The sequence below is a fragment of the Paenibacillus thalictri genome (assembly GCF_004307995.1).
Taxonomy (GTDB): domain Bacteria; phylum Bacillota; class Bacilli; order Paenibacillales; family NBRC-103111; genus Paenibacillus_AF; species Paenibacillus_AF thalictri.
Window position 1 is genome coordinate 220,593 of sequence record NZ_SIRE01000011.1, and the last position, 25,041, is coordinate 245,633.

The 25,041-nt window shown below is 52.3% G+C and carries 21 protein-coding genes; 18 read left to right on the forward strand and 3 right to left on the reverse strand.

Annotated features, from left to right (window positions below; translation table 11 throughout):
- The first annotated feature begins 350 nt into the window (after positions 1-350).
- A complete protein-coding gene (locus tag EYB31_RS17020; RefSeq protein WP_165452455.1) occupies positions 351-3,209 on the forward strand; it encodes an RICIN domain-containing protein in 2,859 nt (952 codons plus the stop codon).
- An 81-nt stretch (positions 3,210-3,290) separates the two neighbouring features.
- Here the strand turns inward: EYB31_RS17020 and EYB31_RS17025 are convergent, their stop codons facing one another.
- Positions 3,291-3,998 carry a DUF899 domain-containing protein gene (locus EYB31_RS17025; RefSeq protein WP_131014565.1) on the reverse strand — a complete coding sequence of 236 codons (708 nt, stop codon included), beginning with the start codon at positions 3,996-3,998 and terminating at the stop codon, positions 3,291-3,293.
- A 195-nt stretch (positions 3,999-4,193) separates the two neighbouring features.
- Here EYB31_RS17025 and EYB31_RS17030 point away from each other — a divergent pair, with 195 nt between their 5' ends.
- The 5 genes from EYB31_RS17030 to EYB31_RS17050 are packed head-to-tail and all read left to right on the forward strand — an operon-like array spanning position 4,194 to position 7,819.
- A complete protein-coding gene (locus EYB31_RS17030; RefSeq protein ID WP_131014566.1) occupies positions 4,194-5,024 on the forward strand; it encodes an electron transfer flavoprotein subunit beta/FixA family protein in 831 nt (276 codons plus the stop codon).
- Entirely contained in the window at positions 5,021-6,052 is a 1,032-nt protein-coding gene (locus EYB31_RS17035; RefSeq protein WP_131014567.1) for an electron transfer flavoprotein subunit alpha/FixB family protein, read from the forward strand. The genes EYB31_RS17030 and EYB31_RS17035 overlap by 4 nt, the downstream gene beginning before the upstream one ends.
- Positions 6,036-7,331, forward strand: a complete 1,296-nt coding sequence (locus tag EYB31_RS17040; protein ID WP_131014568.1) for an FAD-dependent oxidoreductase — start codon at positions 6,036-6,038, stop codon at positions 7,329-7,331. Before EYB31_RS17035 ends, EYB31_RS17040 begins: the two co-directional genes overlap by 17 nt.
- Positions 7,331-7,627: a ferredoxin family protein gene (locus EYB31_RS17045; protein WP_131014569.1), complete on the forward strand. Its 297-nt coding sequence runs from the start codon at positions 7,331-7,333 to the stop codon at positions 7,625-7,627. Before EYB31_RS17040 ends, EYB31_RS17045 begins: the two co-directional genes overlap by 1 nt.
- Positions 7,628-7,633: 6 nt before the next feature.
- A complete protein-coding gene (locus EYB31_RS17050) occupies positions 7,634-7,819 on the forward strand; it encodes a hypothetical protein (protein ID WP_131014570.1) in 186 nt (61 codons plus the stop codon).
- A gap of 163 nt (positions 7,820-7,982) precedes the next feature.
- Here EYB31_RS17050 and EYB31_RS17055 read toward each other — a convergent pair whose 3' ends face one another.
- Entirely contained in the window at positions 7,983-8,213 is a 231-nt protein-coding gene (locus EYB31_RS17055; protein WP_131014571.1) for a hypothetical protein, read from the reverse strand.
- 153 nt (positions 8,214-8,366) lie between these two features.
- Here EYB31_RS17055 and EYB31_RS17060 point away from each other — a divergent pair, with 153 nt between their 5' ends.
- The 12 genes from EYB31_RS17060 to EYB31_RS17115 all read left to right on the forward strand — a co-directional run bounded on the left by EYB31_RS17060 (position 8,367) and on the right by EYB31_RS17115 (position 22,982).
- Positions 8,367-9,410: an NAD(P)-dependent alcohol dehydrogenase gene (locus tag EYB31_RS17060; protein ID WP_131014572.1), complete on the forward strand. Its 1,044-nt coding sequence runs from the start codon at positions 8,367-8,369 to the stop codon at positions 9,408-9,410.
- Positions 9,411-9,587: 177 nt separating this feature from the next.
- The gene (locus EYB31_RS17065) at positions 9,588-10,805 is read left to right on the forward strand and encodes a multidrug effflux MFS transporter (RefSeq protein ID WP_206105461.1); all 1,218 of its coding nucleotides are present in this window, start codon (positions 9,588-9,590) and stop codon (positions 10,803-10,805) included.
- Positions 10,806-10,832: 27 nt separating this feature from the next.
- The gene (locus EYB31_RS17070) at positions 10,833-11,432 is read left to right on the forward strand and encodes a L,D-transpeptidase family protein (RefSeq protein WP_131014573.1); all 600 of its coding nucleotides are present in this window, start codon (positions 10,833-10,835) and stop codon (positions 11,430-11,432) included.
- Between the two features lie 1,074 nt (positions 11,433-12,506).
- Entirely contained in the window at positions 12,507-13,823 is a 1,317-nt protein-coding gene (locus tag EYB31_RS17075; protein WP_131014574.1) for an ABC transporter substrate-binding protein, read from the forward strand.
- A gap of 23 nt (positions 13,824-13,846) precedes the next feature.
- A complete protein-coding gene (locus EYB31_RS17080; RefSeq protein ID WP_131014575.1) occupies positions 13,847-14,944 on the forward strand; it encodes a dipeptide epimerase in 1,098 nt (365 codons plus the stop codon).
- A 3-nt stretch (positions 14,945-14,947) separates the two neighbouring features.
- Positions 14,948-15,892: a C40 family peptidase gene (locus EYB31_RS17085; RefSeq protein WP_131014576.1), complete on the forward strand. Its 945-nt coding sequence runs from the start codon at positions 14,948-14,950 to the stop codon at positions 15,890-15,892.
- A 65-nt stretch (positions 15,893-15,957) separates the two neighbouring features.
- Positions 15,958-16,893 carry a carbohydrate ABC transporter permease gene (locus EYB31_RS17090; protein ID WP_131014577.1) on the forward strand — a complete coding sequence of 312 codons (936 nt, stop codon included), beginning with the start codon at positions 15,958-15,960 and terminating at the stop codon, positions 16,891-16,893.
- A gap of 48 nt (positions 16,894-16,941) precedes the next feature.
- Complete coding sequence (locus EYB31_RS17095) at positions 16,942-17,763, forward strand: carbohydrate ABC transporter permease (RefSeq protein WP_131014578.1); 822 nt, start codon at positions 16,942-16,944, stop codon at positions 17,761-17,763.
- Entirely contained in the window at positions 17,763-18,533 is a 771-nt protein-coding gene (locus EYB31_RS17100; RefSeq protein ID WP_165452456.1) for an HAD family hydrolase, read from the forward strand. Before EYB31_RS17095 ends, EYB31_RS17100 begins: the two co-directional genes overlap by 1 nt.
- An 18-nt stretch (positions 18,534-18,551) precedes the next feature.
- Positions 18,552-19,463 (forward strand): N-acetylmuramic acid 6-phosphate etherase, encoded by a 912-nt coding sequence (murQ, locus tag EYB31_RS17105; protein WP_131014580.1) that lies wholly within the window; start codon positions 18,552-18,554, stop codon positions 19,461-19,463.
- Between the two features lie 265 nt (positions 19,464-19,728).
- Complete coding sequence (locus tag EYB31_RS17110; RefSeq protein WP_131014581.1) at positions 19,729-21,753, forward strand: Na+/H+ antiporter; 2,025 nt, start codon at positions 19,729-19,731, stop codon at positions 21,751-21,753.
- 122 nt (positions 21,754-21,875) lie between these two features.
- Positions 21,876-22,982 (forward strand): GntR family transcriptional regulator, encoded by a 1,107-nt coding sequence (locus EYB31_RS17115; protein ID WP_131014582.1) that lies wholly within the window; start codon positions 21,876-21,878, stop codon positions 22,980-22,982.
- A gap of 360 nt (positions 22,983-23,342) precedes the next feature.
- Here the strand turns inward: EYB31_RS17115 and EYB31_RS17120 are convergent, their stop codons facing one another.
- Entirely contained in the window at positions 23,343-25,031 is a 1,689-nt protein-coding gene (locus EYB31_RS17120) for an IlvD/Edd family dehydratase (RefSeq protein ID WP_131014583.1), read from the reverse strand.
- Between the last annotated feature and the right edge of the window lie 10 nt (positions 25,032-25,041).

Sequence of the window (25,041 nt, forward strand, 5' to 3'; positions counted from 1 at the left end):
TTTTTGTTGGAAGTTAGGCACCGATAAATAGCAAATGAATAGAAAACAGCGTAATCAGTGTAGTTTTGAGCACAAAGAAAGCGCTTTAAATCAGCTATACTGGCATTGTGTGCACCAATTAATCAAAGAAGGGGAGAATATCATTTTATGAAAAAATGACGAGGTTTTGCGTGATCGGCTTCGGTGCTTTTTGGTGTAGCCGGATGCTACAAATGAGGGAAGCGGATATGTTTCAATTCGCGGACAGCCGGTAAACGGCGAGTATCGTTCGAGTGAGGATGTCGGTTTGGTTGTCTTGGCTGCATGAAACAATGTGTAAGCACACTGGTTAAAAGGAAAGGCGGATGACTGTGAAGCGAAGAAATGGGTTTAAACAAGCATTTTTTGTTCTTTTGCCGTTATCAATCGTATTAGCATCGTATCCTTTAGAGGCAGGCCTTCAGCTTGGCACCGTACATGCAGAGGGACAAGCCGTAAGTGTAACGGAAAATACGTATACGACAGGGAATGAAGCAGACGTGTCAACAAACGTGTATGGGCAGCTGTTAACGGGCGATGTACAAACGGCGTCCATGGCGCCTCCGGTGTGCAAACCTTATGGACCTTCAGACGGATATCAATACGATCCGAAATTGCTGATGCAAAAAATGGGATCGCCGAGAGTGGCAACCTCCAGCACGCCGAGCCAGTTTCGAGCTCCAACCGTGGGTCCTTTTTTGTCCGCTCATCGGGGGGCATGGGGGACCGATCCCGGTCTGCCTAAGCCTGCCGCCGAAAACTCGAAAACCGCCATCGATAACGCAGCTTCGCTTAAATTCGAGATCGTTGAGCTGGATGTAAAATTGACAAAGGATGACAGACTTGTATTGATGCACGATTATACGCTTGGACGAACAACCGATCACGCTCAAAGCGACGGGCATTGGGACACATTCCGTGCAATCACACCGGCAGGTGTGGGTAAGGTGACAAGCGGAAATCCTCCGCTTATTACCAATTGGAACAGCTTAGATCCTTACAATCCGCTTATAAAAAGTCGAGATCAAAGTGAAATTATCCAAAGCCATTTACAAATTTTTGATAAATTGGCGCATGATTCGCTTGGATATATGAACGGAGCGGAAGCGCTGGGAAATTGGAGAAGTACGCAAGATCCTGTCATGTCCCTTGGCGAGACGCTGAGCTATATTGGAGAGCGCTATCCGGGGATGACGGTAGTCCTCGATCTTCGCCATCTCGACGAAGTGAAGAGGGCAATGAATGTTATCGATCTTGTTTCGGATTGCCAAGGGACGCCAGCGAGAAATTGGGTTATTCTTAAACCGTTCGCAAATGTGTATCCGGATGGCTGGTCAGGCGGATCAAAATCTGTTCTAGGCTCCCATGATTCCCGGGCTCTTAATTACAAGTGGATACCCGTAGTTTCTAACCGGCTGGTTCCGCCTACTCCGGCTGGTGCTCCTTCGGAGATTCCCAGTTCTCCCGGTCCCGACCCTTCGCAAATTTCAATGACCGCCAAACAATATCTTCTGAATTGGCATACTGGATATCCTGACAACGTGGTGACTTTTGAAAACGGATACACCGGGAATCCGACAAGTCCTCTTAAGGAAGCCTACGATTGGGCGCAAACATTCACGACCAACATGCAATCCTGGCGTTCGCCGGACATTAATGTCGCTATGCCTGTCCCGTATAACGGGGATACGATTATAGGATTCAATTGGAAGGATGACGGGATGGGGGCGTATCCTGTGTTGAAGAATGGCTACAGGGAGTACGAGCAGGCCAGAGAAACGGCTGGAATTCTCACTGTTGAGGATGCGCCAACTGTGTTGAAGATGGAAGTGCTTACGAGGACCGCAACGACGATGTCGATCTCCAAGCTGATCGATCCGGCTAAGGTCAGAACGGACTTGGAGTATAGGCTGATCAACTGGAAAAGTTTGAAAGCACTTGATCTGAACAATAATGATATGAACAATGGAACGATGACAAATGGGATGAAAACAAATATTTGGAACGATAATTTCAAGGAAACAGAAATTTGGCGATTTTTGCCGAATGGAGACGGTACTTATGCATTGCTTAATTCTTATTCCGGAAAAGCGCTCGAGCCCGAAAACGGCGGAACAAGCGACGGAACAAAAGCTCAGATAAATACATTGAACTACCAAACCGGTCAGAAGTGGAAGCTGGAATCCAGATGGAACGGAACGTATATTATCTCGCATGCGGATAGTGGGAAAGTGTTGGGGACAGAAGCCGGGGGGACGGCTAATGGAACCAAGGTGGAGATTTCAAGCGATATTGCCAGAGATATTCAAAGGTGGTACCTAGTTCCTGTCGGTGCTTACAATCTGCAGGATCAGAACAGCAAAAGGGTAGTGGATGTATTTTATGGGCTGACTGCCGATGGGACGCCTATTCAAATATACGATAACAACAACGGCGACAATCAGAAATGGCGGTTCCAAAATAATGGAGACGGCACATACACTATGGTCAATTCGTACAGCGGAAAAGCACTCGGTATTTATGGCGACGTTACCTTCACCTCACCTGTGGATCTGTATACGAATACGAACAGTCCCGGTCAAAAGTGGAAATTGATGTATAACCGGGAGGACGAGACGTACACCTTCATAAATCCGAATAGTGGAATGGAATTGAATGTTTATGGCGATTATACGACAAACGGTACCCCGTTAATTATTTTTCCAAAAAGAGGGTCTTACTACTCGTCGAATGAGAAATTCAAGATCGGCGATTGGGGAGCCTATCGTGCGGTTGCCCAACTGCCCGCTATTCCCGAGTTTGCGGATACGCCTAGTTTAGCCTTGACCCAAATCCCGGGATACGGCGAGCCTTTTCTCGGAGAAGAAGGAGGCTTCCGGAGAAAAAATCAGATGTGGAAAAAGCTGCCCGTTGATTATGCGAATCAGAAAGCCTTCATGTTGTTTCATCCTAAAAGCGGTCTTGCGGTAGGATATCCCTCGTCCCAATATAATACAGTTCATTCCGGCTCTATGAAGACAGCCAATTTTTTTAAACTATCGGGAACATCTATGGTTGACGTTAGCTCGGGTACAATGATGATCATGGGGTCCAATTTGGACAGATTCGCTATATATTTGACTTATTCCCCCACCAATCTTCCTGTACAATGGAATTTTAAGCCTATATTCAGAGAACTAGACGCATATTAAGGGAAGCAGTAAGAAAGCGCGGTCCGGAGATCATCTCCGGATCGCTTTTTCATAAACCCGCCTTCCGCTCCGTTACTTTTCTCAGGTTTCATATTCGTCATGCAGCCGCCACCATGTGTAAGGCGGGGTTTGCGGCCAGCCCTCGGGCGAATCCTCCCAATGTTCCTGTCGTCCGTAAGCTGTCAGATCAAGCAGATTAAAATCGGCTCTGATTCGGTCGGCGCCGCGCCTTGTCGTGAAATACGTCCGGAAGACGCAATCCCGTTCGCGCAGAAAGACACTCAGACCAAATCCGCCTCCGGAGCCGCAGTCATTATTAAACGTGTTGCCGTTAGACGAGAACCATGGCACGGTCCAGCCCATTCGCCGCTTGAAAGGTTCAATTTGCGAAAACGGTGCGGGAGAAACCAATACAAATGTAGTATCGCGGGCGTGCAGATGGGCGAGATGCCCGATGTTGTCTACAAACGACGAGCAGCCTGGGCAGCGATGCTCGGACCCTGGCGCCATCATGAAGTGATACACGATAAGCTGGCGCCGCCCGTCAAAAAGATCAAGCAGGCCGGCAGTCCCCTGCGGACCCTCAAAAACGTAATCTTGACCGAATTGCACCATCGGAAGCCGGTGGCGCTCTGCGGCCAGTGCATCCAATGCGCGTGTCAGTTCTTTTTCTTTGACGAGCAGCTTTTCGCGGGCCGCTTGCCATTCGGCAGGAGTTACGACTTGCGGCATCGCGGGCCCCTTGGGAAGATCGCTTTCCCTCTCCGGTCCGCCAATATGAGTTGTCATTTTGCATGCCTCCTTTGAAACATATCTTCTTTCCTTACATGATAACACCTTGCTGTGGTGCTCATTTCTTACCGATTGCGCAAGTTGGATCTTGTTTTCTGCGGCTTGGTCAGATCGGTGTCATGATCTAGTTGCGGCATTAATATAATAGAGCGATCGAACTATATTCGCGTTTGCGGCAAAGAGGTGCTGAGGATGCTTCATATTGTTGCTTGTATCAAACAAGTGCCGGATACGAAGATCATCAAGATGAACCCGAAGACGAATACGATGGACCGCGCCAGCGCTCCGGCCATTCTGAATCCGTATGACGCCCATGCGGTGGAGGAGGCGGTGAGGCTCAAGAAACGTTACGGAGGCACGGTTTCCGTGCTGACGATGGGACCGCCGCCGGCGGTAAAGGCGATTCGAAAGTGCGTGGAAATCGGAGCGGACGAAGGGTACATGATTTCCGACAGGGCGTTTGCGGGCGCCGATACGCTGGCTACAAGTTACGCATTAACGAAAGCGTTGGAGAAAATCTCCAAGATTTTACCGGTCGACTTGATTATTTGCGGCAAAATGACGATTGACGGGGATACCGGACAAGTCGGTCCCGGCATTGCCCGCAGGCTGGATATCCCGCCGCTGACCTCGGTCAAAAAAGTTGCCGAAGTCAACCGGGATGAAGGCTACATTATCGTGCACCGCAAATTGGAGGATGGGCACGAGGTGATTCAGTCCACGCTGCCATGTTTGTTATCCGTGGAGAAGGAGATCAACGAGGTTCCTTACTCGCCGCTGCCTAATGTGATTAAGGCGGCCCGGTACCAGCCGCATATTTGGTCGGTCAACGAATTGGAGGATGTGGACCGCACTCAGCTTGGACTGAAAGGTTCGCCGACGATTGTCTCTTCCGTCTGGGCTCCGGCCAAACCGCAAGGCGGCCAAATGCTGGCAGGGAGCTCGTCGGAGCAGATCGCCGCGCTGCTCGCCGTCGTGATGGAGAAGAAACAGCTGTTTCAAACCGGGGAGGGATTGACGTGAGTTTTGAAGATTACCACGGCGTCTGGGTATTCCTGGAGGTTCGAGACGGCCAAATCGCCCCAGTATCGTTGGAACTGCTTGGAGCGGGGCGGCAGCTTGCAGACAAACGGCACACCGAGCTTGCCGGCGTCATAATTGGAGAGGGAGTGCGGCAACTGGCCGGAACGGCTTTTGAATACGGCGCGGATCAGGTGTACGTTTACGACGCTCCGATATACAGGCATTACCGTACGGAAACGTTTATGAAAGCGTTATTTGCCTGCACGCATAAATACAAGCCGGAAATCATCTTGTTTGGCGCCACAACAACCGGTAAAGATTTGGCGAGCGCCGTAGCGACCGATCTGCCGACCGGCTTAACCGCGGACACAACGATGCTGGACGTCGAAGAAGATACGGGGCTGCTGCTCGCCAGCCGGCCGGCGTTTGGCGGCAACATTATGGCGACGATTCTTTGTAAGAAATACCGCCCGCAAATGGCGACGGTGCGTCCCAAGGTGATGAAAGCGCTGACACCCGAACCGGGGCGTACGGGCGTAGTTGTGGAAGAATCGATCCCGCTGCAGGAGGACGAAGTGCGCACCAAAGTGCTGGAGATCGTGCGGGAAACGGCCAAAAAAGTAAAAATCGACGAGGCGGACATTATTGTCGCCGGGGGAAAAGGGCTTGGCAGCGCGGCCGGCTTCGAGCTGATTCATCAGCTCGCGGATGTCATGGGGGCGGCTGTCGGCGCTAGCCGGGACGTCGTGGAGGCAGGCTGGATCGGGCATCACCACCAGGTCGGACAGACTGGAGTGACGGTGACGCCGAAAATTTATTTTGCCATCGGCATTTCCGGGGCGATCCAGCATATTGTAGGGATGCAAAATTCGGGACTGATTATCGCCATCAACAAAGATCCGGCCGCTGCCATCTTCCAGAACTGCCATTACGGAATTGTCGGAGATGCATTTGAAATTGTACCCATGCTGATCGCTGAGTTGAAACAAGCGCTCAGAAAGGAGGACGAGCATGTCGGAAAAGTTTGACAGTATAGTCGTAGGCGCCGGTCCCGCGGGAATTGCCTGCGCGTATGAGCTGGCCAAGGCCGGACTCCAGGTGCTGCTGCTGGAACGGGGGGAATACCCCGGCTCCAAAAATGTGATGGGCGGCGTCCTGTATCGTAAGATGATGGAGGATGTGATCCCCGGGTTTTATAAGGAAGCCCCGCTGGAGCGCCATATCATCGAACAGCGGTTTATGATGCTCGATAAGGAATCGGCGGTAACCGTCGGATATAAAGGGCTGGAATGGGCGCAGGAGCCCTATAACAACTTTACGGTGCTGCGCGCCAAATTCGATCAATGGTTTGCCCAAAAAGCGGTCGATCAAGGCGCGCTGCTAATCAATGAAACGGTGGCGCTTGAGTGTATCGTGGAAAACGGCCGTGTCGTCGGGGTCCGAACGGACCGGCCGGATGGGGATATTTACGCCGACGTTGTCGTTTTGGCTGACGGAGTTAACTCGCTGCTCGCCAAATCGCTGGGGTTCCACAAGGAATTCAGGCCGGACGAAGTGGCGCTGGCGACGATGGAGATCTTAAAGCTGGACCGCAAGATCATCGAAGACCGGTTTGGCCTGGAAGGAGATCAGGGCTGCACGATCGAGTTGTTTGGCGATGCGACCAAGGGCATCCTCGGCACCGGGTTTCTCTATACCAACAAAGATACGCTGAGCATCGGCGTCGGCACGCTGCTGTCCGGTCTCATCAAGCATAAAATCAAACCTTACGAGCTGCTGGAGTATGTGAAAAAACACCCGATGGTCAAACCGCTGCTGCAGGGCGGAGAACCGCAGGAATACCTCGCTCACCTGATCCCGGAAGGCGGCTATTATTCGATGCCGAAGGTAGTCGGCGACGGCGTGCTTGTCGTAGGCGATGCGGCTCAGCTGGTTAACGCAATTCACCGCGAAGGCTCCAACATGGCGATGACCTCAGGCCGGCTCGCCGCCGAGACGATTGTGCTGGCCAAACAATTGGGCGATTTTACGGAACGGACGCTTAGCTACTACAAAACAAGGCTGATGGACAGTTTTGTCGGCAAGGATTTGGAGAAGTACAAAGATTCCACACATCATTTTGATAAATTTCCGCAATATTTCGATGAATATATCCCGCTCATGAACCGCGCGGCAAGCCGGTTTCTAACCGTCGATGGCAGCTCCAAACGAGAGAAGCAGAAGGGGATATGGCGCGACCTCGGCCCGGCCCGCAAGAAATTTAGCATGCTTAAGGATATGTATCAGGCTTGGAGGGTGATGAAGTGATGAGCGATCAGCCGAAAGGTCAAAGCATCGAGGAAAAACAGTACCTGCTGCGCTTTAATGCGGATACGAAATCTCATCTGACCGTGCTTAACTCCGATACTTGCCTGACGCAATGCCCCGATAAAATATGCACTATTTTTTGCCCGGCAGAGGTGTACAAATGGGAGGACATCCGGATGCACGTAGGTTATGAGGGTTGTCACGAATGCGGCAGCTGCCGTATCGGATGTCCCCACCAAAATATTAAATGGGAATACCCGAAGGGCGGTCACGGGATCGTCTTTCGACTGGGGTGATCCCAGGTGCTCAAGGTCGGAGATAAAGTGATTCTGGACGGTGCGCTTGGCGTCATACTGGAAATTCACTTGGGCCGGTGCCACATTGTGTGGGAAGACCGGTTCTCCAGCTGGGAAATAGCACATACACTGCGAAAAGCAGAGGAATCGCTTGCGACGGGTAGTCTGGATGACATGGAAAACACGATGTAGGTCCTTAATTTCACCGCGATCATCTTAGATACTTAAGACTATTCCCGCACAGCCGAAATCAACGATATTTGCCGATAAAACAAAGGGCCTGTCTCTATTTGTAGAGAATCGGCCCTTTTTTGCGTCAGTCTGCTGACGGGATGTTGCAAAATTGGAGAAATGCTCAAATTTTGCGCTTGCCCGGGAAATGTGCAGCGAAAAATTCGCAATGCAATCTCTTTAAATAGCTGATTTCGCTGACTCCGGATTGGATGACGACGACCTCGTCGTCAAAGCGGATGATCGCTCCGCCGGAATCAACGACATGATCGTCTTGAAACACGCGGATCTTCGTCTGCCGCTCCAACGCCTCCTGAAAATCCTGGTCGGTCATAAGCTTGCGGTTATAAGCCATGTAGGTTCTCCTTACAAAGTATAAAATGAGCTTAACCTTACTTTATCCGAAAGAGCGAGGGAGGGCAATATGAATGCGCTTGTTCCCTTAGGCGGATCAAAAAAGGTATAATAATCCAAGGATACACATAATACTCAACGGGAGTGATGGGGAATGAACGGTAAGATGAAAGCGGCGGTACTTGTCAATTTGAAACAAATCGAAATCCAAGAGATGGACATTCCGGCTCCTGCCGCTGATGAAGCGCTTATTCGTGTCAAAGCCGTCGGTTTATGCGGCTCGGATGTGCACTATTACGAGCATGGCAAAATTGGTCCGTATGTGGTGGAAAAACCGATCATTCTCGGACACGAGGCTGCCGGAGAGATCGTAGCGCTGGGGAGCGGAGTACGCCATCTGAACGTAGGGCAGCGGGTGACGATCGAACCCGGAGTTACCTGCGGACGCTGCGAGCATTGCAAATCGGGCCGTTATAACTTATGCCCGGAAGTCAGGTTTTTGGCAACGCCGCCTCATGACGGCGCTTTCTGCGAGTATATCGCGATCCGTGCGGATTTTCTTTATCCGATTCCGGATCATATGTCTTACGAAAGAGCGGCGCTGATAGAACCTTTCTCCGTCGGATTGCACGCTGTCCGCAGGGGCAAACTGCAGCCCGGAGAAACGGTGGTCATTATGGGCATGGGGCCGATCGGCATGCTTGCCATCGCAGCGGCCAAAGCGGCGGGCGCGCAGCGGATCATCGGTGTCGACATGGAATCGTTCCGGCTGGAGAAGGCGCTGCTTATGGGCGCTACGCATACAGTGAATTTGCGCGACGAAGATGCCGTGCAGGCGATCGAGCGCATCACGGGAGGCCGGAAAGCCGATCTTGCGATCGAAACGGCCGGCAACGGGAGGGCGGCGCAAAATGCTCTGGCGTCCGTACGCCGCGGCGGGCGGGTCGTGCTGGTCGGGCTGCCTCCGCAGAACGAAACGGCGCTGAGCATTCCTTATATTGTCGATAATGAAATAGATATGTACGGCGTGTTCCGGTATCACAATACATATCCGACCGGCGTGGAGCTGCTCTCCGGCGACTCGATCGATCTGGAGCCGATCATTACCGACTACATGAGTCTGGACGAAACGGCAGCCGCATTTGAGAAAGCGATTCACGAAAAAAACAGTACGCTGAAAATTGTTATCCGGCCGTAAACCGCAATTATTCCATCTATCCACACCGGTTATCTTCTTGCGTTTCGCGATTTTGGCAATTTGCTGCAATCGACAAATGCGGGTGTGCTTGATACAATAGGAACTTATGATCGGTGATGTACCTGTGGCAGTTGCATCAACCAAATCTACATGATGAATGAAAGAAGGCTGCGAGATATGCAAATTTCAATTGATAAACAAGCTCGTGCAGCCGTGCAGCCGAATCGACTCAGAATGGCGTTTATATTGGGGGCTTTAACCGGATTCGGTCCGCTCACCATTGATATGTACCTGCCGGCACTGCCGGGATTGACTACCCAATTGCAGACGACTGCGTCGCTAACACAGCTCAGCTTAACGGCTTGCTTGCTGGGGCTCGCCTTGGGCCAAATCGTGGCCGGACCGATCAGCGATGCCCGCGGCCGAAAAAAACCGCTGATGATTGCGCTTGTCGTTTATATGCTGGCTTCCTTGTTTTGCGCGATGGCTCCGTCCATTTGGATGCTGGTGATTTTCCGGTTTATTCAAGGTGTTGGCGGAGCCGCCGGGCTGGTTATCTCGCGGGCAATCGTGCGGGATATGTATTCGGGTTCGGAACTGACCAAGTTTTTCTCGCTGCTGATGCTGATCAACGGTGTAGCTCCTATCGCGGCGCCGGTGGTGGGCGGTCAATTGATTCAATTTGTCGATTGGCGGGGCATTTTTCTGGTGCTTATGGGACTTGGCGTCGTCATGCTGCTGGCCGTCCTCGCCGGCATGAACGAAACCCTTCCCGCAAGCAAACGCAGCAAAGGCGATTTGAAGCATACTTTGGTCACGTATTTCGGCTTGTTTAAGGACCGGGCTTTTATGGGCTATTCTTGGGCTCAAGGGCTTGTGATGGCGGCGATGTTCGCTTATATATCCGGCTCGCCGTTCGTAATCCAGGATATTTACGGCGTTTCTCCGCAAGGCTACAGTCTGGTTTTTGCGGTTAATGCCATCGGCATTATTGCTTCCGCTCAAGTCACCGGCAGATTAACCGAACGGCTGGGCGAAACGAAGCTGCTGAAAATCGGGCTATGGGCAGCCGCTATATCCGCGCTTGTCCTGCTTGTGATGATCCTGTTAGGCGGCCCGCTGCTGTCCGTACTGATCCCGCTGTTTTTTGTCGTATCCAGTGTGGGCGTCGTTTCGACGACTTGCTTTTCGTTAGCGATGGAGAAGCAGGCGCATCAAGCCGGCAGCGCGGCTGCGGTGCTTGGACTGATTCCGTTTATTTTCGGTTCCATCGTCGCGCCGTTAGTTGGCATTGGCGGCAGTCATACGGCAGTGCCGATGGGGATCGTGATCGCTCTGACCGATCTTGGCGCTATCGTTTGTTATTTTGGACTGGTACGGCAAAAGCAGGCCTGATTTTCTTGAGGACAGGAGGGGCCGCGGATGGAAGAGAAGCAACCGGCAAGCACTCAGTTGGTACTTGTGGAGGTACCCGAGGCCCCATCGTTTCACGGTACTTTGCAAGTGGTGGAGCTTGAGGAAGGGAAATGGCGGCAAACGCTGGCGGCGATACCTGTCGTGATCGGCAGAAGCGGTCTTGCAGCCAGCGGAGACGACAAAGCGGAAGGTGACGGCAAAACGCCTTCGGGACAATACGCTCTCGGGCCCGCTTTCGGAACCAAACCTCCGCCTGCGGGTATTAAACTGCCGTATCGGTTAGTAGGAGAAGACGATTATTGGGTCGACGATCCGACATCGGACGATTACAACCGGTGGGTGCATTATACGGGCGATCCTTATACCAGGTGGAAGTCGTTTGAACTTTTGGCCAATCCGCTGTACCCCCACGCCGTAATTGTCCAATACAACGAGCAGCCTGTCGTTCCGGGCAAAGGAAGCGCAATTTTCATCCATCAATGGAAAAATGAAAACAGCCCGACGCAAGGATGTGTCGCGATGTCTTACGACAACCTTGTTCGGCTGATCGCCACGCTGGACCCGGCCAAACATCCGAGCATTCGGATCGTTCAACAGAATAAATAAAGAAAACCAGCAGTTTGTTCGCAGACTGCTGGTTTTCTTTTGGATAGAAATAATTTAACTATACTAAGGAAAAAATAAACGGATGGTAGCAGGCGTATTTGTCTGACAGTGAGCGCCGGTGTGCCAAGACTTAAGCGAAGCGAATAACACGGCACGCCAAAAGCGCGGGCCGGGGCACAGAGACGCTGGTGCGTCATCTCGCCGATTGTAGGGCGTTGGTGTGCCAAGACTTAAGCGAAGCTAATAGCGCGGCACGCAAAAGCGTGGGCCCGGGGCACAGACGACCTCCTCCGAATGGCGGGTCCAGGTTGCAGCGCACATATTGTCAGACTGCGATAAATGGCTGGTATTCAGATCGCGTATTAACCGCATTAGCGCCATCATATCGAATTAATTGGAGTAAACCGGAAAATGCCTGAACGCAGCAAATGAAGCGATACCGGTACAACTTGATTAAAATTGATCTTTGGCAAGCTGTCTGTAACGGACATCCTCGTCGCTATGGTTGGTCTTAGGCATGCGAAAGTCATGCTCCAATGCTAACGGACACCGGCGCCTTTATGTGGCAAAAAAAACGAGATTATCATTTTTAACGGACAGGTGCGACTTTATTGGCCCAGAAAAGTCGGGGAAACCGTGATAGTAGGCCAAATAAGAGCGCTGGCGTCCGTCCCATTGAGCAAACCTCAGATTTGGTTTACATAGCTGCGCACATGTCCGTTAGAGAGGGTGGCTTCTTCAACGTTAGGGTCTGCTCCAAGTGGTGGATGCACAATGGTTGAGTGATGCACAACGAATCGACAGCCTCACTCAGTCCGTTAACCATCCGGATGGGTTTTATGTCCAGAACGGGGCACGACGCATAAAAGAAACTTGATCACTCCCGTGACGATTCCCGTGACTATACCGGGGTCCATCGGCTTCTGATCTTGACAACATTCGCGCAGCGCCAGGTCCCCTCATAGGGGGATTTGATGGAATGAAATAAAATTTCTTAAAAACCTTTACAAAATGACATAATGTTTAATATAATTTGATCAGGCACTTTAAACTACTTATGGGGGGCACCATATCATGGGGAAAAAAAGTAAATTGTATTTCGGTTCGATGCTTGTTTTGTTAAGCGCTATCGTCAGTGCATGCGGAGGCGGAAGTACGCCGGCTCCAGCCGATAACAAGCAAGGCGCAAGCGGCGGCGAAGTGGCTGCTAAGCCAAGCGGCGAGAAGGTTAAGCTGACTATGTACAGCTGGAGACCTGAAGACAAGGACGGTTATGCTAAACTGATCGACGTATTCCAAAAGGACAACCCGAACATCCAAGTGGAGTTCAAACCGTTAAAATCGACCGAATACAATACGATTCTCAGCAACGCGCTGCAATCCGGCACGGATGTCGATATTTTGCAGCTTCGTCCTTATGATGGCGCGAAAGCGCTCGCCGACGCGAATTACTTGACGGCGGTCGACAATGTGAAGGGCATCGAGAACATTCCTGCAAGTTATTTGGATGCCGCTCGCGGCAGCGACAACAAAGTATACGGCATTCCATTCATGCTCAACAACGCAGTTATTTTTTACAATAAAAAGGTGTTCCAAGACAACGGTCTTCAAGTTCCCGAAACGTGGGAAGAGTTCTTGAAAGTATGCGAAACGCTGAAGTCGAAAAACATTATTCCGATCGCGCAATCCGGTAAAGCTTCCTACCTGCTTTCCATGACGCATACGGCAATCGCGCCAACGGCATACGGCGGCAACGATTTTGTGAAGTCGGTTACAAGCGGCGCTACGAATTTCAAAGATCCGAAGTTTGTCGATTCGATCAACCGTATGAAGCAGCTTGAGCCTTATTTCCCTAAAGATTTTGTAGCGATCGAAGACAAAGACGCGCAAGCGCTGTTCTTCACAAGCAAAGCGGCGATGTATATTAACGGCAGCCACCGTCTGGAAACGTTCGAAGCGAACAAGCTGCCGTTCGAGGTTGACTTTATTCCGGGATTTGCCGCGAAAAAAGGCGATCCGGCTTTGATCACCACATGGGTTGACGGCTCGTATGCGATTGCCAAAAGCTCGAAGCACCAAGCGGAAGCCCAGAAGTTCATCGAATATATCGCTTCCAGCAAATTTGCCCAAGCATTCAGCGATGAGTTGTCCCGCGTAAGCCCGGTTAAAGGCGTAACGCCAAAGCATCCGCTGCTGAAAAGAATGGCTGAGCTGAGCGAAAAGAACAGCACGCCTTACCTGCTGCTCACGAACTTCAGCCAAGGCACGCCGACCACAAAATCGACGTTTGAAGATTCGATGCAAGGCATGTTTGTCGGTCAGCTGACCCCTGAGAAGGTAGCGGAAAATACGCAAACTTCCCTTGAAAAATGGTTTAAACCGGCAAAATAATGTTGATTAGGGAGGCGGTTGCGATGGAAGTATGCAGCGTGGACGTATTCCGCCAAGCCATCCCTTTAACCAAGCCTTTTAAAACGGCACTGCGCACCGTAACCGTAGCCGAATCCGTGGTCGTGCGGATCGGTACGGCGGACGGCCGGGCAGGGTGGGGCGAAGCCCCGCCCACGGTCGTCATCACCGGTGACAGCTTGCAAAGCATCGAAGCCGCGATTGTCCATACGTTTGCGCCGCTGCTGCTTGGCAGAAGCGTACATACGTACGAGCGGCTGCTGCAATCGGTACATCAGGCGATGGTTGGCTGCACCAGCGCCAAAGCGGCGGTCGACATGGCGCTGTACGATTTGCTTAGCCAAAGCTGCGGATTGCCGCTATACCGTTTTTTGGGTGGAGATAAGGAAAGCTTGGAAACGGATTTCACGGTTAGCGTGAACGCTCCGGAAGAGATGGGAGAAGACGCCGTTCAATATGTTCGTTCGGGTTTTCGCACGCTGAAAATCAAGGTCGGGAAAGATTCCATCGGCACCGACATCGAACGTATCCGCCATATTCGCAATCTTGTCGGCAGCGATATCAAGATTAGAGTTGACGCTAATCAAGGCTGGCAGCCTAAAGAAGCGATTCGCTCCATCCGGCAGATGGAAGATATGGGATTGGACATCGAGCTTGTGGAGCAGCCTGTCAAAGCGCCGGATATCGAAGGTTTGAAGATGGTGACCGATCATGTGGATACGCCGGTAATGGCCGATGAAAGCGTATTTAGCCCCGCACAAGCATTTCATGTCATTAAATGTCGCGCCGCGGATATGATTAATATTAAGCTGATGAAGTCAGGCGGGATTTACAAAGCCCAGCTTATCAATCAGATGGCGGAGGAATTTGGCATCGAATGTATGGTTGGTTGTATGATGGAGTCGCGGATCGCCGCGACGGCGGCGGCTCATTTTGCGGCAAGTAAACGAAACGTGACGCGGATCGATTTGGATACTCCGCTGATGATGAAGCAAGACCCCGTTATGGGCGGAATCCGCTATGAAGGGCCTGTCATTACGTTCCCGGATCTTCCGGGTCTCGGTATTACCGATGTTGCGGGTTTCAATCGGACGGAGGCGTAAGAGATGAGCGGACAAAAGAAAATGCTAGTCGCTGTTTCTGTAGCGGGTGTGTGGACAACGCCGGAATCTCCCAGGGCGCTGGATGAGCCGGCGCTGCAAAATCCGGTTCGTTTACCCAAATGGTTAATGTCATTAACTATTACCGACAAGCTGGATTTGTGCGATGCCAACCGGCTGCAGACCCAAGTATTGTTTGGCGCAGAGGTAATTGTAACCGGGGAGAGCGGGGATTTCGCGCAAGTGTGCGTTCCCGATCAGAAGACGGCAAAAAGTCCGCTTGGTTACCCGGGATGGGTGCCAAAACGCCAGCTTGCCGAGCCGCCTTCGAGTTATTTCAGCGAGGGAAGCAGCGCAGCCGAATGGGTTGAAATCGTTTCTCCGCGGGCTGTTCTCACCTTAGACGGTCAGCCGGAGCTGGAGTTGAGCTTTATGACTCGGCTTCCCTACATCGGCCGGGAAGCGGACCGGGTGCAGGTTGCCACGCCGCTTGGTGCAGGAACACTGCCCGCCCAAGACATTCGCTTGGCGTCGTCTTGCCCGTCTGTTGACGCGCAAACGGGAGAACGTATCGTTGACGCCGCGCGGCAGTTTGTCGGATTGCCTTACTTATGGAGCGGGATGTCGTCTTATGGTTTCGATTGCTCGGGATTTGCCCATCATATGCATAAGTCGCAAGGGATTCTGATTCCACGCGATGTATCCGAGCAGGTGCTGTACGGAGAGGATGTTTCCGAAGACCGGCTTGAACGCGGCGACCTGCTTTTTTTCGCAAGAGACGAGGGAAAAGGAAAATTTCATCATGTCGGCATTTATATCGGCGACGGCTGCATGATTCATTCTCCGGATTCCCGGGGGGCCGTGGAAATCGTGCTGCTGGCGGAACATAAGCTGGCCAAGGAGCACAGCAAGTCGCGGAGATACTGGTCAGGCAAACCGGGAGCAAGCTAATCTTCTTAATAAGATAAAGAGGTGTTCAGAGCCATGTTTTGAACGCTTTCTTAAAGGAGCAACTTATGAATGGGACCAAACCGGCCGTAATTAAAAAGAAGAACTATACGAAGCATCTGGTGCATCTGTTCCTGCTTCCTTCTCTTATTTTTTATGTAGGCTTTATGATATTCCCGATATTTCAAGCGCTGCTCAACAGCTTGTATTCGTGGAAGGGACTCACGAGAGATCATTTTATCGGACTGCAAAACTTTATCCGTTTGTTCACCGAGTCGCCGTTTAAAGAAATGTTTACGCGGGCGCTTGGGCACAACGTAATCTTTTTCGTCGGGATGATTGTGTGCGAGCTGGCCGTCGCATTTTTATTGGCCATGCTGATCAACAGCAAGATTAAAGGAAAAGAGTTTTTCAAAACCGTCTTTTTTATTCCTAAACTGCTTTCGGTCATCGTTGTCGGTTTTTTGTTCAGCTTGATTTTGAACCCGACGTACGGCGCTTTGAACACATTTCTAGGTTTTATCGGGCTGGAATCGCTTGCTAAGCCATGGCTTGGCGACCCGAAAACCGCTTTGTATACGATCATCGTTGTCAACAGCTGGTACGGATTCGGATTTGCCGTACTGATCTTCCTTGTCGGCCTTCAGGCCATTTCCGCAGAAGTATACGAGGCTGCCCGAATCGACGGCGCTTCGGGGCTGAAGATGGTAACCAGGATTACGATCCCTCTGGCGATGCCGTCCATCATGATTATGACGATTTTAACGTTTATCAGCTCGTTTGAAACGTTTGAACTCATATATGCGATGCAAGGTTCATCCGGCGGACCGTATTTCTCGACGGATGTGTTAGGTCTTTATTTTTACCGGTTGGCATTTGGCTCCGTCAGCGGCGGCGACTCGATCGGCATCGGTTCTGCGCTTGCAGTCGTTCTGCTTGTCATTATTTCCGCGGCGACCGCCATCTCGATGTTCTTCTTCCAGCGCAAGCAGATCGAACATTAAGGCTAGAGATGCCTCTTACGACGCAAATAATATGAATGGAGGTCATCCATGGTGCTGCGGTTGCAACAAACGATCAAATACGTGATTTTATCGCTCTTTGCATTTGTTTCCATTTATCCCGTATTTCTGATGATCGCATCTTCCTTTAAATCCAAGCTGGAAATCATGGCGTCCCCGCTCGGGCTGCCGACCAGCTTCTCGTTCGAAAATTACGTAAAAGTATGGAATAAGGTGCATTTTGCCGACTATTTCCTGAACAGCTTGTATGTCAGCATCATTTCCGTTGCGTTGATCGTACTTGTTTCATCGATGGCTGCGTTTTACTTAGCGCGGTATGCGTTCCGCTGGAACGGCGCTTTGCTGTTCTTCTTTATGCTCGGCCTAATGCTGCCGATGAAACTGGCGATTTCGCCGCTGTACATGATGATGCTGAAGTTGGGTCTGGTCAATACGCTGAACGCGCTCATTATCGTCTATGTGGCGGGGCATATCTCGTTTGCGGTATTTGTCTTCTTCGGATTTTTCCGCACCTTGCCCAAAGACTTGGACCAAAGCGCGCGGATCGACGGCTGCAACGACTTTCAGGTTTATTACAAAATCGTGCTGCCGCTGATGCGTCCGGCGATTGCTACCGTATGCATCGTCGATTTGATCAAAGTATGGAATGACTTCTTTTATCCGCTTATATTTATTAAAAGCTCGGAGCTCGGCACGATTCCGCTGGGGATGCTGACCTTGTTTGGCGAAAACGATACGGAATGGAATTTGCTGTTCTGCGGTTTGACCTTGTCGTCGCTGCCGATGATTTTAGCGTTTTTATTCGCCTCCAAGCAGTTTATCGAAGGCATGACGTCAGGAGCGATCAAATAATGAAAAAATGGATTACGTTTGACCTCGACGGTACCTTGATGCAAAATCCGTTTGGCAAATGGGTGTTTCCCGAAGTGGAGGAGCTGATTTCGCAGCAGCTGAAGCAGCCGTACAAATCGACGGAAGCGCTTGTCCGCGAGCATGAACGGAGGATGAAGGAAAACCGCACGGTCGAAGCTTATGACTGGGACGAAATGGTGCGCGAGCTGATCGGCGAGTTGAAGCTGGAGCTTGCCATCGATGTCGAGCAGCTCGTGCTCAAGCATTCGGCGGCTCCGAAAATTTATTTGCTCGAGGAAGCGGTCATTCCGGTGCTCAAACAGCTGAAAGTGCAAGGTTATTCGCTGGCTACGGTGACAAACGGCTTTTATAAATATCAATATCCGGTCATGAAAGAACTGGGCATCAGCGAATGGTTTGAAGAAATTGTTACGCCGGAGCTGGCGGGCTGCGGCAAGCCGAATGAACAAATTTTCGACGGACTGCGGAAGAGCGGCGAAATTGTCGCACATGTGGGCGACCGGCTCGATCATGACGTGTATATGGCCAATAAGACCAATGTGCCTTCGATTTTCATATACCGGCAGCTGCCGGAAGCGCTGCGGGCGCTAACTCCGCGGGAACGCTCTACCCATGCGGACTTTGCGCCGCTGCTCCGGAAAAAGCTGGTATCTGAAGATCCGGCGGCGAATATAGATCCATTATCGGAAAGTTATATCCCGACCCATGTCATCTGTACGTTGGATGAATTGGCGGGATGCTTGGAATGACGGTTGGGAGGAACTGATATGGGGCAATTCAATGCCGATATAACAATTACAGAACAGAGAAATGAGACTTCTTTGCATATCGATACATTACCCATTTACGATATCGTGGCGTTAATGAACAAGGAAGATAAATCGGTTGCGCTTGCCGTGGAGTCGGCGCTTCCGCAAATATCCGCGGCGGTCGAAGCTATCGCGGCTGCTGTAAAGCAGGGCGGCCGGTTGTTTTATATCGGCGCTGGAACGAGCGGCCGGTTGGGCATACTGGACGCTTCCGAATGTCCGCCTACGTATGGCGTCGCCCCGGAACTTGTGGTCGGCATCATCGCCGGAGGATCGGCGGCCATTACGCGTTCGATCGAAAATGCAGAGGACGATCCGGAAGCAGGCCGGCGCGATATTACCGCCGTCATTACGGCGAAGGACGTGCTGGTCGGGATCGCCTCCAGCGGCACGACGCCATATGTGCTGGGCGCATTGGCGGAAGCCAAACGAATCGGCGCGATCACGGTGGGACTCAGCTGCAATACCAATACGCCGATCAGCGCGGCTTCCGATTATGCGATCGAAGTTCCGGTAGGCCCGGAGATCGTCACCGGCTCCACCCGGCTGAAGGCGGGCACGGCCACCAAGATGGTGCTGAACATGATGTCGACGGCAACGATGATCCAGCTTGGCAAAGTATACGGCAATTTGATGGTTAACGTTCAGGCGACCAATGCCAAGCTGCGCAAACGTGTAGTGAAAATCGTCATGGAAGCGACGGGCGCCGATGAAGCGACGGCTGCCGCTTATAGCCAAGAGGCAAATGGCGACGCCCGGATTGCGATTCTGATGCTCAAGATGGGGATTACCGCAGAGCAGGCGGCGGGTGCCTTGGAGCAGATGAACGGGCATTTCGGCAATACGGTACACTTGCTGGAAACCCAATAAGCGCACGGTAACCGATGCGCCAAAGCTTAAGACCGTTGAGGCGGTCCGACAGCTTTGGCGCTTTTTTTGCATTTTCATGGCCCTACGATTGTCAACTTGTAATTATTTCTTGCAGCTTGCAAAATAGTTTAATAGAATATATTTCGTATAAGTAATATTTTGCGCCCCATGGGTAAACCATCCGCAGCATCCAGAAACAACTAATGACTTTTTGCGAATTGGAGCATAATGAAAAAAGATCATTTTGGTGAGGAGATCAGCTTGAATGGAGACGTTCTTAGTCATTTTAATACTGCTGGCGCTGCTGGGCGTATCAAACATCATCAACCGGGTCATTCCGTTTGTGCCTGTTCCGTTAATCCAGATCGCGTTAGGCGTTATTGTCGCCCAGATGCCTTCGGGTATTCACCTGCCGCTCGAACCGGAGCTGTTTTTTGTGCTGTTTATTGCTCCGCTTTTGTTTAATGACGGTAAGCGGACTCCACGCGACGAGTTGTGGAATTTGCGCGCGCCGATCTTGCTGCTCGCCGTAGGGCTTGTGTTTATCACCGTGCTGGTCGCGGGTTACGCCATTCATTGGCTTATTCCGACGATCCCGCTTGCAGCGGCGTTTGGCCTTGCTGCCATCTTATCGCCGACCGATGCGGTTGCCGTCGGTTCGCTGGCGGGACGCATTAATTTGCCCAAGCGCATTCTCCATTTGCTTGAAGGGGAAGCGCTGATGAACGACGCTTCGGGTCTTGTCGCTTTTAAATTTGCTATCGCCGCGGCCTTAACCGGCGTATTCTCCTTGCCTCAAGCGACGGTCAGTTTTTTTATCATATCCATCGGCGGGGTCGTGATCGGCGTTGTCATGTCGATGATGATGATTTGGCTGCGGATGCTGCTGCGGCGGTTCGGGATGGAAGATGTTACCGTACATATGATCATTCAGATCATTACTCCGTTTCTGCTGTATCTGGTCGCTGAGGAATTCGGCATGTCCGGCATTTTGGCGGCGGTTGCGGGAGGCATCGTGCATGCCGTCGAGCAGGATAATTCGCAATCCACGATGATCAAACTGCAGATGGTGTCGGCCAATACGTGGTCGGTGATCCTCTTTGTGCTGAACGGTCTTGTGTTTGTCATATTGGGGTTGCAAATTCCCGCCGTGTCCAGCGTCATCTTTCGAGATCCCCACTACAGCAATTATCAATCGCTTGGGTACATAGTCATCATCTACGTGCTGCTGATCGTTTTGCGGTTTTTGTGGATTTCGCTGTACACCAGATTTTACCAATACAAAGGTGGCGAATCGCCGGGGATTAAATCGATCGTGCTGACCTCGCTTTCCGGGGTGCGCGGTGCGGTAACGCTGGCGGGCGCATTCTCCATTCCGCTGTTTCTGGAGGACGGCAGTCCGTTTCCGGAACGCAATCTGATCATTTTTGTGGCGGCCGGGGTCATTCTCATCTCGCTTATTTTGGCGAGCGTGCTGCTGCCGCTGCTGACCAAAGAGAAGGAAACGATGGATGAAGCGGAAGAAGAGCAGCTGGAAAACAATGTGCAGATTCAGATCATGAACGCCGCTATCAAAGCGGTCAAGCTGGAACAAAACGACGACAATGAGGCAGCCGCACACTCCGTTATTCTGGAGTACAAAAGATGGATCCAGCAGCTGGTTGCTACCGACCGCGAACGCTCTCATTTTCAATCGCGCGAAAAGGAAGCGGAGCTGCGGCAGATCGCCTTCAATAAGGAGCGGGAGGTGGCGCGCGAGCTGATTGCGGGCGGGGAGCTGAGCCCGATGGCGGCCGTGTTTTTTAAGAAGACACTCGATCAGACGGAGCTGATATTGGCCAACCGGTTTCATGTGTGGAGAATTTTGTTCAGTGTGCTGCTCAAGCGGATCAAAGGAGCGTTGTTTGGCGGCAAAGACAATAAAATGAAAAAACTTACGGAACGCGACGAAGAAAAACTGAAGAAACTGAAGGTCAAAACCTCGGAAGCGGCGATTGCGGAACTCAGACAACATATGACTAAAGAAAACGAAGCCGCGGCTTTGAATCTGATCGCTTATTATAGCACGATTATCGAAAGGTTGTGCCGGATGCCGGCACCCAATCAAACCGAAGACGAATGCTACTGTGAGCAAAAGAAAGAGCTCCATACCGCCGCCATTCAAGCGGAACGGGACGCCGTGCAGGCTCTTTTCGAAAAAGGCGAAATCAACCGTGCGACAGCAAATAAGCTGCGGCAGCATATCAGCTTCCGGGAAGCCGCCGTGTTTGAAGAGGATGAAATCGGTTAGCCTGGCAGGGCATAAACAGGGCCGACTCATTTTCTGAAAATATGTACATACAACTTCCGGTAATGGTATAATGGTGAATACGTGTTTGAGTCACCAGATTGGTTTAAGGAGCAGTAGGAGTCATGTCGCAGCACAAAGCGGTGCCGAAATATTTGCAGTTAAAGCAGGAAATACTGGGATGGTTTGAAGTGGGGCAGCTGAAGGAAGGCGATCAGATGCCAACGGAGCATGAAATCGCCGAGCGGTTTCAGATGAGCCGTCAGACCGTACGCCAGACGTTTGGCGAGCTGGAACGGGAAGGCTGGCTGCAGCGCATGCAGGGCAGGGGCACTTTCGTATCCCGGCCGGGTGTATCCGGTTATGCGGGCCAAAATCAAGAAATTCGCACTATCGGTGTAGTGACCACATACATATCGGATTATATTTTTCCTCATATTGTGCGCGGGGCGGAGGCAGCACTTCGCGGCAGAGGTTACCGGATGCTGTTGTCCAGCACGGACAACGACAAGCTGAAGGAGCGGGAAAACCTGGAGATGATGCTGGGCCAGCCGCTCAGCGGCATTATGATCGAACCGACGCGCAGCGCGGAAGGCAATCCGAATTTGGATTTATATTTATCGTTGGATTATAAAAACATTCCTTATATTATGATTAATGAACGGTATACCGAACTGAATTGCCCGGTGATCAAAGTGGACGACGAGGCGGGGGCTTATAAGGCGGCTGCGCATTTGATCGAACTCGGCCACCGGCATATCGCCGGTTTTTTCAAAATGGACGATCTGCAGGGAGTGAACCGGCTGAAAGGTTTTTTGCGGGCCCATCATGAACGCAAGGTGCCGCTGCTGCCGGATTCCGTCGTACATTACACGACCGGAGAAAAGGAAACAAGGCCATATGAGGCGGCGCTGCGGTTGCTGCAGCAGGAGACGGGAGCGAGGCCTTCGGCTTTCGTATGCTACAATGACGAGCTTGCCGTCAAGCTGCTCGAGGCGGCCCGGCAGCTCGGCTTAAGCGTACCCGAGCAGCTGTCGGTTGTCGGCTTCGACGATTCCTCGCTGGCCACCGCAACCGAGGTGAAGCTGACGACGCTGACGCATCCGAAAGCGGAGCTCGGCCGATTGGCGGCGGAATGGCTGATGGACATGATCGAAGGCAAGCAGCCGGCGCAAGCCTCCTATATGTACGAACCGGAATTGATCGTAAGAGACTCTACCCGCGCGGTATAGTCTCTTTTTTAATGCGGTGGGCGTGCGGAATAAAAGTCCCTGCCGGATTCTGGTTTTTGGCAGACGCAGGTGCCTGAACTCGAATTGTGCGCTTCCCATAATAGGGAATTTGCATTTGCGCAACTTCTTCCGGCGCCGCGCCAAACAAGCTCAGATCTTTCCGCTGCCGGAAAAAAATCTGAGCATGTAAATGGTGTGATTGGTTGCGCAATCCGGCGTCGGGTGCGGGATGCGGCGCCAGAAACTTGGCGGCAAATGAGGCCGAAACGCCGCAGCATCATGCACAGCGTGGGGTTCGACCGCCACCATGCGACGCCGGGACGCGCACTCGGAATTTGCGTGTGTTGGAAAATATGGCGATTATTTATCCGTTTCTTCGGGAAGCAGGAAATCGAAGTCGCAGCCTTCGTCGGCCTGCAGCACATGCTCCCGGTACAGCCGCGTATAACCTCTGCCTTGAATGACCGGAGGGGACCATTCGTTTTGCCGTCTGGCCAGTTCCTCGACGGGTACGAGCAGCTGCAGCCGCCGCTGCTCCACGTCCAGCTCGATTTCGTCGCCGGTACGCACCAGCGCGATGACACCGCCGACCGCCGCTTCCGGCGTAACGTGCAAAACGACGGTGCCAAAAGCGGTGCCGCTCATCCGCGCGTCGGAGATGCGCACCATATCGCGTACGCCTTGCTTCAGCAGCTTCTCCGGTATCGGCAGCATGCCGACCTCCGGCATGCCCGGCGCGCCAATCGGACCGGCGTTTTGCAGCACGAGGATGTCTTCCGGCGATACTTCGAGCAGCGGGTCGTTAATACGCGTTTCCAGATCCTCCACCGAAGTAAAAACAACCGCTTTGCCGCGGTGCTTCAGCAGTGATTTGGAGGCTGCTTTTGTTTTGATCACGGCGCCGCGCGGCGCCAAATTGCCGTGTAGCACGGCGATACCGCCTTCCGGATGCAGCGGGTTATCGTAAGGGCGGACGATGTCGCGGTATGTCTCGGAAATCGTCACATCTTTCAGCCATTCGCCCAACGTTTCGCCGGTAATCGTCATTTCGCCGAGATGCAGCAGGGGAGATAGCTCCTTGAGCACGGCAGGGGCGCCGCCTGCACGGTACAAGTCTTCCATCTGGTATTTCCCGGCCGGTCGTAAGTTGGCCAAAAATGGGGTCGTCCGGCTTAATTCGTCGAATAAGCCAAGCGGCAGCTCAATGCCCAGCCGGCCGGCAATCGCGATCAAGTGAATGACCGCATTGGAGGAGCCGCCGACCGCCATCAGTAGGCGGATCGCATTTTCGAAGCTGTTCCGGGTCAAAATTTTGGAAGGGGTGAGCTTCAGCTTGACCGCTTCCACAATACATTTGCCGGTTTCCTGCGCGGCGGCCATCCGTTTGTTGTGGGTTGCGGGAATAGCCGCCGCTCCCGGCAGCATCAAGCCAAGCGCTTCGGAGCAGACCGCCATCGTGCTGGCGCTGCCCATGACCATGCAATGTCCGGCGGTAGGGGCTAACGCTTCGTTGATTTTGACCAGCTCCGCTTCGCTTACGCTGCCGCCGCGGTATTCCTGCCAAAAATACCGGCAGTCGGAGCAGGCGCCGAGCGTGCGGCCTTCGTATTCGCCGTTGGCCATCGGCCCGCCGGTAAACATAATGGCGGGAATATCCGCGCTGGCGGCTCCCATCAGCTGCGCCGGGGTCACTTTGTCGCAGCCGCCGAGCAAGACGACGCCGTCAATCGGCTGGGCGCGGATCATTTCTTCCGTATCCATGGCCGCCAGGTTGCGGTACAGCATCGTGGTCGGGCTGGTGTTGATTTCGCCTAGCGAAATGGTGGGAAACTCGAGCGGTACGCCGCCGGCCATCACAACGCCGCGTTTGATCGCTTCGATCAGCGGGCCGAGGTGGGAGTGGCAGCGGTTGACTTCGCTGAACGTATTGCAGATGCCGATGATCGGCTTGTCGAAATCTTCCTCGCTATATCCGAGATGACGGTTAAAGGCTCTGCGCAAAAATTGGCTGAAGCCGCGGTCTCCATATGATGTAACAGCTTTGGTCATGTTCGCGAAC